Origin of the sequence: Streptomyces sp. ML-6 (genome assembly GCF_030116705.1) — a bacterium.
Classification (GTDB): Bacteria; Actinomycetota; Actinomycetes; order Streptomycetales; family Streptomycetaceae; genus Streptomyces.
Genome location: NZ_JAOTIK010000001.1, coordinates 7355167 through 7367807 on the forward strand (window position 1 = coordinate 7355167; position 12641 = coordinate 7367807).

2 protein-coding genes are annotated in these 12641 nt (G+C 73.2%); both read left to right on the forward strand.

Annotated features, from left to right (window positions below; all coding sequences use genetic code 11):
* Nucleotides 1-4: 4 nt before the first annotated feature.
* Nucleotides 5-10930: a non-ribosomal peptide synthetase gene (locus OCT49_RS32315; RefSeq protein WP_283855338.1), complete on the forward strand. Its 10926-nt coding sequence runs from the start codon at nucleotides 5-7 to the stop codon at nucleotides 10928-10930.
* Nucleotides 10917-12617 carry an ABC transporter ATP-binding protein gene (locus tag OCT49_RS32320; RefSeq protein WP_283855339.1) on the forward strand — a complete coding sequence of 567 codons (1701 nt, stop codon included), beginning with the start codon at nucleotides 10917-10919 and terminating at the stop codon, nucleotides 12615-12617. The genes OCT49_RS32315 and OCT49_RS32320 overlap by 14 nt, the downstream gene beginning before the upstream one ends.
* Nucleotides 12618-12641: the final 24 nt, after the last annotated feature.

A 12641-nucleotide genomic window follows, 5' to 3' on the forward strand; every position in this document is an offset into this window, starting at 1 on the left:
TTCGATGAGGGAATCGGGCGCTCCGCGCGTACTTTTTTCTCCCACCCGGCTGGCGGCCCTGCGCCGGCGAACCGGCGACCACGGCGACCGCACCCTCGTCGAGGCGTGCGCCGTCGCACTGGCGTACTGGGCGACCGGCCGCGGCCCCGAGGGCATGGGCCTCACCCCCAGCACACTGTTCGCCGACGTCCTCGTACGGGTCGGCAACGGCGGCTTCGGGAAAGGGGGTTGGGAGATCGGTCCGGACGGCCGGAGCATCCTCGTCCCCGACGGCGTCGCCCTGGACGAAGCGCAGCTCGCGCTGGACGACCTGGCCGACTTCCCGGACCGGGCCCTCGGCACCGTAGGCCCGTCCAGCACGGCGGAGAGGATCGAGACCCTCGCCGGATGGAACGACACCCGGGCCGACCGGGACCGTCCCACCCTCGTGGAGATGTTCCGCGAACAGGTGCGCGCCAGACCCGACGCCGTCGCCGTCATCGACGAGAAACGTTCCCTGACCTATCGTCAGCTCGATGAGTACTCGGCCCAGTTGGCCCACCATCTGAACGCCCTGGGAATCTCCTCCGAGCAGATCGTCGGCATTTCGCTGGACCGCTCCGCCGAGATGGTCGTCGGGCTCCTCGCCGTGCTCCGGGCGAACGGCGCGTTCGTGCCGCTCGAACCGCAGTGGCCCGCCGCGCGCCGGGCCGTCGTCATCCAGGACGCCCGGGTCGTGCTCCAGCTCAACGCCTCGGGCGGGCACGACGCGGGCGAACCGGACGCCGTGGCCGTCGACCTCGACGACTGGGGATTCGCCGACCGCCCCGCCGAAGGGCCCGCGGCGACCGCCCACGGCGCCGCGCTGGCCTACGTGATCTTCACGTCCGGCTCGACCGGGCGGCCCAAGGGCGCCATGATCCGGCACGAGGCGATCAGCGAGCGCCTGCTGTGGCAGGTCCACGAGATCCTGGGCTTCGGCCACGACGACGCGTCCCTGTTCAAGGCGCCGCTGTCCTTCGACATCTCCATCAACGAGATCTTCCTGCCCCTGGTGTCCGGCGGAAGACTGGTGGTCCTGCGGCCCGGTGGCGAACGCGACCCGCACCACCTGCTGGGCGTGATCGCCGAGCAGCGCGTCACCTTCACCTACCTGGTGTCGTCCATGCTGGACGTGCTGCTGGAGATCGCGGGCGACTCCGGCGGCCTCGACAGCCTGCGGCACGTGTGGTGCGGCGGCGAGGTACTGACCCCGGAACTGTACGAGCGGTTCCGCACCCGCCTCGACATCCCCATGTACCACGGCTACGGGCCGGCCGAGACGACCATCGGGGTCTCCCACGTCATCTACCGGGGAGCCGCCGAACGCCTGTCGACATCGATCGGCAGGGCCAACCCCAACACCCAGTTGTACGTGCTGGACGACGAACTGCGTCCGGTGCCGACCGGGGTCGGCGGCGAACTGTACGTGGGCGGGCTCCTCCTGGGCCGCGGATACGTCAACGCCCCCGGCCTCACGGCCTCCCGGTTCGTGGCGAACCCCTTCGCCGGGGACGGGTCCCGGCTGTACCGGACCGGTGACCTGGCACGTTTTGCCCCGGACGGCTCGCTGGACTTCCTCGGCCGCGCCGACAACCAGGTCAAGATCCGCGGCATGCGGCTGGAGATCGAGGACGTCGAGGCAGGTCTCGCCGAACACCCCGGCGTACGGCACACCTGCGTCGTCGCGAGGAAGAACCCGACCGGCGGCACCCACCTGGTGGGGTACGTGATCCCGGCCGCGGGTGACGAGGACCTGCGGGCCGAGGACGTCCGGGCGTGGGCGGCCCGGCACATGGTGGAGTACATGGTGCCCGCCCACCTCGTCGTGATGAAGGAGTTCCCGCTCACCGCGAACGGCAAGCTCGACCGGGCCGCACTGCCGGAACCCGCGATCGGCACCGGCCCGTTCGTGGAGCCCGCCACCGACGACGAGCGCGCGGTGTGCGCGGCCGTCTCGGCGGTGTTGCGGCTGGAGCGGGTCGGCGTCGACCAGGACTTCTTCCGGCTCGGCGGGGACAGCATCCTGGCCATCTCGCTGCTGAGCACACTGCGGGAGGCGGGCCTCCACGTCACCGTGCGACAGATCTTCACCCACAGCGTCCTGGGGGCCCTGGCCGCGGTGGCGAGCAGGCAGGACGCACCCGCCACGGACCGCGACGACATCGCGACCGGACCCGTCGTGGGACCGCCCATCGTGCAGTGGCTCGGCAGGACCACGGACGCGATCGACGGCTTCGTGCAGTCGGTCGTGCTGAACACCCCGGCGGAGCTGACCGCCGAGGCCCTCGACGAGATCCTCGCCGCCGTGCTCCGGCACCACGACATGCTCCGCGCCGAGCTGGTGCGCGGCGACCGCTGGGGCTTCGTCGTCCCCGAGGCCGGACAGGCCGTCGTGGGATGGCAGGAGAGCGACCTCCCGCCGGCGGAGTGCGTCGCGCTCGCCACCGAGGCGCTCGACCCGGAGAACGGCGTGATGCTGCGGGCCGTCTGGCGCCGCGGCGCGAGGCAGCTGGTCCTGGTCGCCCACCACGTCGTGATCGACGGCGTGTCCTGGCGGATCCTGATGGACGACCTGGCCACGGCCTGGCGCCGGTACGCCGCGGGCGAACCGGTCGAACTGCCGCCCGTCGGCACGTCGTTCAGGCGCTGGACCCAACTGCTGGAGCGCACGGCGTCCGCCACGGACCCCGCCCGCTTCCGGTGCTCCCTGCCAGGAACGGACGCACCGCTGGGCAGGCGCGCACCGGCCGGGACCGACACCGTGGCCCGGGAGCGGACCCGGACCGTCTCCCTCGGCGCCGAGGACACGGCCGCACTGCTGGGCGCGATTCCCGCGAAGTTCCACGCGGGCGTCAACGACGTGCTGCTGACCGCGCTCGCCGTCACCCTCGCCCGTCGGCGCCGCGACCGGGGGCAGCACCAGACGTTCGCCCACATCGAACTCGAAGGACACGGCCGCGAGGGCCACTTCGTGGCGGACACCGCCGGCTTCGAACCGGAACTGTCCCGGACCGTGGGCTGGTTCACCACCCTCTTCCCGGTCGTCGTGGACCCCGGCGAGGCGGCCGACCTCACCTCGCCCGCCTACCTGACCGCCGCGCTCAAGGCGGTCAAGGAGGACCTCGCCCGGGTGCCGGACAACGGCATCTCCTACGGAGCCCTGCGGTACCTGACCGGCACCGGGCCGACCGGACCCGCCCCGCAGGTGCTGTTCAACTACCTGGGCCGCTTCGACGCAGGCACCGGCGAGGAATGGCAACTCGCACACAGCACAGGTCAGTTGGGAGAGAAGCGCGACCCGAGGATGCGTCTGCCGCGCGCCCTGGAATTCAATGCGATCGCCGAACCCGGCGCGAGCGGCGCCCATGAACTGGTCATCACCATCTCCTGGCCCGAAGGGATGTTCACCGACGAGGACATCACCACCATCGGCCGCTACCTCCGGACCACTCTGACCGCCCTGGCCGCCCTCGAACACGGCGGTCACTCGCCCAGCGACTTCCCCCTGGTGCCGCTCACCCAGGCCGACGTCGACGAACTGGACGGCCCGGCGCTGCGGGACGTCCTTCCGCTCACCCCGCTGCAGGAGGGCCTGTACTTCCACTCCGTCTTCGACGGCGACGCGACGGGCAGCTACGTCGAACAGCAACTGCTCACGCTGGAGGGCGAGGTGGACGCCGACCGGCTCGCGGCGGCGGCGACCCGGCTGCTCACCCTGTACCCCGAGCTGGCCGCCCGGTTCACGGCCCTCGCCGACGGCCGGGTCGTCCGGGTCCTGGTGAACGGCGTGACGGCGCCCTTCACCACGCTGGACCGCCCCCTCGTCACCGACGACGAGATCCGCGACCTCGCCGAACGGGACCGCCGCGCCGGATTCGACCTGGCCACCGGGCCGCTGATGCGTTACACCCTCGTCCGCACCGGCTCCGGCCGCGCCGTCCTGGTGCAGACCGTGCACCACATCGTCGCCGACGGCTGGTCGGTGCCACCGATGCTCCGCGCGCTGCTGGCCGAGTACCACGCACCGGGGAGCCGCTACCCGCTCGGCGACCCCCGCGACCACGTGCGCCGCCTCGCCGCGCACGACCACGAGGAGAGCGACCGGGTCTGGCGCGGCGAACTCGCCGGCCTGCCCGGCCCCTCACTGGTCGCCGAAGGGCACATCGCCTCCGGGCGGTTCGCCGATGCCGTCGTCGAGCCGGCCGGCGACATCGACGCCGCCGCCCGGTCGGCCGGCGTGCCCCTGAGCGTGGCCGTGCACAGCGCCTGGGCGGTGACACTGGGCGGCATCCTGCACACCCGGGACGTCGTATTCGGTTCCACGGTGTCCGGGCGCGACGCGGAGGTGCCCGGCATCGAGGACATGGTGGGCCTGTTCATCAACACCATTCCCGTACGCGCCCGATGGACCGACGGAACCACCGCCCGCCGACTGCTCGCCTCGGTGCGGGAACACCGGAGCAGGGTGCTGGCGCACCAGCACGTCTCGCTCGCGCGGATCGGCCGGCAGGCCGGCACGAGCCCCCTGTTCGACACCCTGGTGGTCTTCGACGTCGCGACCGATGTGACGGAGCTGCGCGGACCCGACGACACCCTGGCCATCACCGGAATCGTCAACGAGGGTGCCCCGCACTACCCGTTGACCCTGGTGGTGGAACGCACCCCCGAAGGCCGCCCGCGCTTCAACCTGATCCACGACGGGGAACTGCTGCGGAAGGAGAGCGCCGAGACGATCCTGCACACCTTCACCCGGACCCTCACCGGCCTGCTCGACCGGCCGGACACCCCGGTCGCCGCGGCGGCCCCCGGCCCCGCCCGGCCCCCGGCGAGGGTCGCCCCGACCACCCTGGACCAACTGTTCGACGCCGCCGCGGACCGCGACCCGGCGGCCACCGCCGTCACCGGGTGCGCCCTCGACGGCTCCACCCGCTCCCTTGCCTACGGCGAACTGGCCCGGCAGAAGGACGAGTTGGCATCGACCCTGCGCGCGGCCGGAGCCGGTCCGGGCGGACTGGTCGCCGTCGCCGTCCCGCGTTCCCCGGAACAGGTCGTCGCCCTGGTCGCGGTCGTCACCGCGGGCGCCGCGTACGTACCGCTGGACCCCGCGTACCCGGACGAACGCCTGGCGTACGTCCTCGCCGACACCGCCCCGAGGGTCGTGCTCGTGGCCCGCGAACAGCTGGGCCGCTTCGCCCGGTTGCTCGACCGGGCGGGCGTGCCGGCCCGGCTGCTCGTCCAGGGCGACGAACCGGCGCCGCCCACCACCGGACCGAAGGCCGGCCCGCACGACCCGGCGTACGTGATCCACACGTCCGGCTCCACCGGCCGACCCAAGGGCGTCGTCGTCCCGCACTCCGCCGTGGTGAGCCTCCTCGCGAACACCCGGTCCGACATGGACTTCGGCCCGCACGACGTATGGGTCCAGTTCCACTCCTTCTCCTTCGACTTCGCGGTCTGGGAACTGTGGGGCGCGCTGGCGCACGGCGGCGAACTGCTGGTGCCGGAGTACGGTCTGACCCGCTCCCCGGTCGACTTCCACCGACTGGTCCGCGAACGCGCGGTGACCGTGCTCAACCAGACCCCGTCGGCGTTCCACCGGTTCGTCGAGGCCGACCGGCACTGTGCCGAACCGGTCACCTCACTGCGCCTGATCGTCTTCGGCGGCGAGGCGCTGGACCCCGGACGGCTGCGCGGCTGGGTCGAGCGGTACGGCACCGCCTCGCCCCGACTGGTCAACATGTACGGCATCACCGAGACCACCGTCCATGTCACCCACCGGGTGCTGACCGACGAGGACTTCGGGTCCGGTCGCGACGTCAGCCCGATCGGCGGCCCCCTGCCCGGCCTGGTCACCCATCTGCTCGACGACCGGCTCCGGCCGGTGCCGCCGGGCCGGGTGGGCGCCGTCCACGTCGCGGGCGACCAGGTGGCACTCGGCTACCTGGGGCGGCCGGGACTCACCGCGGGCCGGTTCGTGGCGGACCCGTTCGCCGGCGACGGCTCCCGGATGTACCACACGGGCGACCTCGCCCGCCGCACCCTCGACGGCGAGTTGGAGTTCGTCGGCCGGGCCGACGACCAGGTGCAGCTCATGGGCTTCCGCGTCGAGCCCGGCGAGGTGGAGTCGGCGATCAGGGAACTCGACGGTGTCGTCGACGCGGCCGTCACCGTCGCGGACAGCGGCGACCACCTCGTCGCCCACGTCGTGGGCCGGGCGCCCGGCGACCTCCTCGCCCGGCTGGCCGCCCGGCTGCCCGCGCACCTGGTGCCGGGCCGGGTGCTGACGGTCGCCGCCCTGCCGCTGACGGTCAACGGCAAACTGGACCGCAGGACCCTGGCCGAGAACGCCGCCCAGGCCGGCTCCCCGACGGCCGCGAACCCCGCCGAAGGGAACGAACTCCCGCTGGCCAAGGGAGACTTCGCGCTCGACGCCCTGATCGACGTCTTCACCCGGACCCTGCCCGGCGTCGCCGTGGACGCCGACACCGACTTCTTCGGCGCCGGGGGAGACAGCATCGTCGCCATCACCCTGATCAACCGGGCCAGAACACTCGGCCTGCCGCTCACCCCCCGGGACGTGTTCCTGCACAAGACCCCGCGCGCCCTCGCCGACCACCTGCGCACCCGCCTCCCGCAGCCCGCGAAGCCCGCACCGGCCCGTCGCGAGGACGGCCCGCTGCCGGCCACCCCGATCATCCTGCGCCAACGGGAACTGGGCGGATCGCTCGCCCGGTTCGCCCAGGCCAGGGCGCTGCCGGCGGCCGAGGGCACCGGACTCGCCGACGCCCGGCGCGCCGCGAACGCCGTCGTGGCCGCGCACCCGGCCCTGCGGCTGCGGCTGCGCGTCGAACACGGCGTGTGGGCCCTGAGCACCGAACCCGCCCGCGAGGTCGCCGTCGTCCCCACGGACGCCGCCGACGCCACGGCCGCGGCGAACGAGGCCGCCGACCGGCTCGACCCCACGACCGGGGACGTCATCGCGTTCTCCTGGCTGGAGGCGAGCCGCACCCTGGTCGTCACCGTGCACCACCTCGCCGTCGACGCGGTGTCCTGGCTGATCCTCCTCGACGACCTGGCCACCGTCATGGGCGGAGCGGACCCGGCACCGCCGACCACGCCCTACGCCGAGTACGCCGAGGCGCTGGCGGCGCGAGCCGCCCGGGAGACCGACGGCCTCGGACACTGGATCACCACGCTCCGGGCCCCCGCGCTGCTGCCCGAGGTCCGGGGCCTGCGCGAGAGGGCGGTCGTGCTCGGCCCCGGGGCGAGCGACCGCGTGACGCGCGAGGCGCCCACCGCCCTCGGCGTGGGCCTCACCGAGCTGCTGTGCGGCGCGCTGCGCACCGCACTGACACACGTTCAGCCCGTGCCCACCGACCTCGCGGTCGAACTGGAACGGCACGGCCGGGTCCCGGTCCTGGAACACCACGACTACACCCGCACCATCGGCTGGTTCACCGCCATCGCACCGGTACGGCTCACGGCGCACACCGACCCCGTCGCGGCCGCCCGCGAGGCCGCCGAACGCCGGCCGGACGAGCACACGCACCTCGCCCACGGCCGGCTCAGGTACCTCAACCCGCAGACGGCACCCCTGCTGGACGCCCGCCCGCAGGTGCTGTTCAACTACCTGGGCCGGGGCGGCGAGTCCCGGGCGCTGCACCTCACCGGCGCCGACCGGCCCGACCGGTACGCCGTCGAGGTCAACGCGTGGACCGACGACACCACCGGCAGCCTGCACGCGGTCTTCACCCTCGCCGACGGAGTGCCCGACGAGATCACCCGGCACTGGCTGGACGCGCTGGAACACCTCGCGGACGCCGCCGCGACGGCCGAGCGCACGGCACCGGTCACCCCGCTCCAGCGCGGCCTGTTCTTCCAGGCCCAGCTGACGGGCCCGGCCGGGCACTACGTCGCACAGAGCTGGTTCACCTTCGACCGGCGCCTGGACACCGACGCCCTGGCCGAGGCGATGGCGTACGTGATCGCACGGCACCCGGCCGCGGGCGCCGGCTTCACCACCGACGACGACGGAGACCCGGTCCAGGTGCTCGGGGCGGGCCGGCGCGTCCCCGTCCGCACGGCCGCCCCGGCGACGGACACGGAGGTCGAGGCGCTGCGCGTCCGGGACCGGGAGACGGGATTCGACCCGGCCGAGCCGCCGCTGATCCGGCTGACCGCGGTGCGGCTGCCCGACGGCCGGGACGGCCTGCTGCTCAGTCACCACCTGCTGCTCTGGGACGGCTGGTCCCGCGAGATCGTGCTGCGGGACCTGTTCGAGGCGTACGAGGCCTTCGCCGCGGGCGAATCGCCCACCGCCGTCCCCGCCCTGCCGGGCTTCGAGGACCACGCCCGGGCGCTCGCCGCCAAGGACCCCGCCGAGACGAACCGCTTCTGGGCGGAGCACCTGGCCGGACTGCCGGGCCCGACCCTGCTCGCCGGACCGGCCCCGGCCCTCCCGGACGGACTGCCGCACGCCCTCGTGCACACCGTGTCCGCCGAACTGTCCGAGCTGCTGCGGGAAGCGGCCAGGACCCACGGCGTCACCCTGAACACGGTGCTGACCGGCGCGTTCGGCCTTCTCCTCGGCGCCCGCACGGGCCGCGGCGACGCCGTGTTCGGCGTGACCGTCTCGGGCCGCGAGGGCGAGGGCCACGACGGCATCGTCGGGGTGCTGCTCAACACGGTGCCCCTGTGGACCCGGGCCCGGCCCGACGACCCGGTCGGCACGTACCTGGCGGCCGTGCAGGCGGCCAGGGTCGAGGCGATGGAGCACGAGCACCTGGGGCTCGGCGAGATCCAGCGGGCCGCCGGGCACGACACCCTGTTCGACAACCTGTTCGTGCTCCAGAACTTCCTGGACCTGGACGCGTTCGCCGAGATGAACGCCCGGCACGGCATCACCTCGGTGACGGCCGACGACTCCACGCACTACCCGTTCACCTGGGTCGTCACGCCCGGCGACCGCCTCACGGTCAAGCTGGAGCACCGCGACGACGACCACGGGGGCGCCCGCCGCCTCCTCGACGACTACCTGCGCGTGCTGGAGGACCTGGCCCGGTCGACGGGACCGGTGGGCGCCCTGCCCGGCCCGGTGCCCGCCCCCGGGCCCGCCGGACGCACGGACATCGGCACGGACACCGTCGTCGACCGCTTCGACCGGGCCGCGGACCGCGACCCCGGGCGGACCGCGCTCGTCGCCCACGGCTCGGCCATGACCTTCGCCGAACTCCGGGACCGCAGCCGGGCCCTGGCGGGCGTGCTCGCCCGGCGGGGCATCGGCCCCGAGAAGACCGTGGGCCTGGCGATCCCGCGCTCGCCGGACTCGATCGTGGCCCTGTTCGCCGTGCTGCGCGTCGGCGCCGCGTACGTACCGCTGGAACTGGACCACCCGGACGAACGGATCACGACGATCGTCGCGGACGCCCGGCCCGAGGTGATCCTCACCGTGAGTGCCGTGGCGCCCCGGCTGAGCGGCGACCTGATCGAACTGGACCGCCCGCTGCCCGGGGCCGACCCGTACGTGACGTTCGCGCCGGACGACCCGGACCGCCTGCGCCACCCCGCGTACACGATCTACACCTCCGGGTCCACCGGAAGACCCAAGGGCGTGGTGACCGAGTACGCCGGGCTCACCAACATGCTGATCAACCATCAGCGGCGGATCTTCGAGCCGGTCCTCGCCGAGCACGGCCACCGGGTCTTCAGGATCGCGCACACCGTGTCGTTCGCGTTCGACATGTCGTGGGAGGAACTCCTGTGGCTCGCCGACGGCCACGAGGTCCACATCTGCGACGAGGAACTGCGCCGCGACGCACCCCGCCTGGTCGAGTACTGCCACGAGCACGGCATCGACGTCATCAACGTGACCCCCACCTACGCGCAGCAACTGGTGGCCGAGGGCCTGCTCGACGACCCGGCACGGCGGCCGGCCCTGGTGCTGCTGGGCGGCGAGGCCGTCGGCCCGGCGCTGTGGCAGCGGCTCGCCGACACCGGGGGAACGGCCGGCTACAACCTGTACGGACCCACCGAGTACACCATCAACACCCTCGGCGTCGGCACCTTCGAGTGCCAGGACCCGGTGGTGGGCGTGGCGATCGACAACACCGACGTGTACGTACTGGACCAGTGGCTGCGGCCCGTGCCCGACGACGTCCCCGGCGAGCTGTACGTATCGGGCATCGGCATCGCGCGCGGCTACCTCGGCCAAAGCGCCCTGACCGCGCACCGCTTCGTCGCGTGCCCGTTCGGCGCACCCGGTGAACGCATGTACCGCACCGGGGACCTGGTGACCCGCCGGCCCGACGGGAACCTGACGTACCTGGGCCGCACCGACCAGCAGGTCAAGATCCGCGGGCACCGGGTCGAACCCGGGGAGGTCGAGGCCGTGTTCACGGCCCACCCGGCGGTGCGGTTCGCCGCCGCGGTCGCCCAGCCCGACCCGCAGGTCGACGGCGCGTACCGGCTGGCCGCCTACCTCGTACTGGAGGACCCGGAGGGCACGGACCTGGCCCGGGTCGCCGCCGAGGCGGGCGCCGGGTTGCCGGACTTCCTGCGCCCGACACATTTCGCCCGGGTCGACACCATCCCGCTGACCGTGAACGGGAAGGCCGACACCAAGGCGCTGCCGGAGGCCAAGCCGCTCGGCACGCTGACCACGACGGGAGAGCGCGGCCCGGGGACGGAGACCGAGACCGCCGTGTGCGAGTTCTTCGCCGAGGCACTGGACCTGGACGACGACGAGGTGAGCGCGGTGAGCGATTTCGTGTCCCTGGGCGGACACTCCATGCTGGCGGTACGGCTGACCGGGCTGCTCCGCCGGGAGTACGGCCCCGTGATCACGATCCGCGACCTGCTCACCCTGCGAACCCCCGAAGCGATTGCCCGTCACCTCGATGAGAACTCCTGACATGCGAAGCCCCCGCCCGGGAACGGACATCCTGCGGACCGCGCTGCGGCGCAACGTCGGCGCCATGGTCCGGGGCACCGTCCTCATGGGCCTGTACCAGGCGGGGGAGACCGCCTTCCCCATCGCGCTCGGCCTGATCGTCGAGCACACCATGCGGGACCGCAGCCCGGCCGCGCTCGGCCTGTCGATCGGCGCGCTGGCCGTGATCATCACGACGGTGTCGCTGTCGTGGCGGTTCGGGATGCGCGTCCTGCAGAAGGCCAACACGACCGAGGCGCACCGGTGGCGGGTGCGGGTGGCCGCCCGGGTGCTCCAGCCGGTGGCCGGGGACACGGACCTGAAGTCCGGCGAGGTGCTGACCATCGCCACCGAGGACGCCGACCAGACCGCCGACATCATCGAGGTGGTGCCGCTGCTGGTCAGCTCCCTGGTGGCGGTGGTGGTCGCGGCGCTCGCGCTGGGACTGGCCGATGTCCGGCTCGGCCTGCTGGTGATCGTGGGAACCGTCGCGATCCTGTCGGTCCTGGCCGTGCTGTCCAAGCGGATCGGGGCCGGCACCCGCGAACAGCAGACCCGGGTGGCGCGGGCGGGCGCCAAGGTGGCCGACCTGATCGTCGGCCTGCGCCCGCTGCACGGCTTCGGCGGCAACCACGCGGCGTTCGGGGCCTACCGGAGGGTCAGCACGGACGCGCGGCGCCAGGCGATCACCGTCGCCGGGGCGAACGGCACGTACGAGGGCACCGCACTGGCCCTCAACGCGGTGCTCGCCGCCGCCGTGTCGCTGACGGCCGGCTGGCTGGCGTTCGGCGGCCGGATCACCATCGGGGAACTGGTCATGGCGGTGGGCCTCGCGCAGTTCATCATCGAACCGCTGAAGATGTTCTCGGAGATGCCCAAGTACGTGATGATCGCGCGGGCCTCGGCCCAGCGGATGGCGCTGGTGCTCGACGCCCCACCGGTGACCACCCCGGGGCCGCGACGCCCGGCGAAGGGCGGCGCCCTGACGGTAGACCGGCTCCGGTACGGGACCCTGCGCGGGCTGGAGTTCGAGGTGGAGGCCGGCGCGTTCGTGGCGATCACCGCCTACCGGCCGCGCGAGGCGGCCGACCTCGCCTCGGTCCTCGCGGTGAACGTACCGCCCGACGCGTACGGGGGAGCGGTGCGGCTCGGCGGACAGGCGCTCGCGGAACTGTCGGTCGAGGCGGTCCGCGAGCACATGCTGGTGAACCCGTACGACGGGGAGATCTTCGCGGGCACCCTCCGCACGAACATCGACCCCTCGGGCACCAGTGGGATGGTTCCCGAGGCCGTCGAGGCGTCCATGCTGACCGATGTCGTCGCCCTCCACCGCGAGGGGCTCGACCACGAGGTCCGCGACCGCGGGGCGAACCTCTCCGGGGGGCAGCGCCAGCGGCTGTCCCTGGCCCGTGCCCTGGCCGCGGACGCCGAGGTACTGGTCCTGCACGACCCGACGACCGCCGTCGACGCGGTCACCGAGCAGCTCATCGCGCGCAACGTCGCGAAGCTGCGCCGCGGCCGCACCACGCTGGTGCTCACCAGCAGCCCGGCCCTGCTGGACGCCGCCGACCGGGTGCTCGTCCTGGACGACGGCGTCATCACCGCAGAGGACACCCATCGCAACCTCCTCGCCGACAACGAGGAGTACTGCCTGGCCGTGGCCCGCTGAGGCGGCCGGACGACCGGGAGTTGG

What these genes read in the sequence shown, in the direction of transcription:
- OCT49_RS32315 (WP_283855338.1), top strand. Translation starts at nt 5, where the DNA reads ATGAGGGAATCGGGCGCTCCGCGCGTACTTTTTTCTCCCACCCGGCTG.
- OCT49_RS32320 (WP_283855339.1), top strand. Translation starts at nt 10,917, where the DNA reads ATGAGAACTCCTGACATGCGAAGCCCCCGCCCGGGAACGGACATCCTG.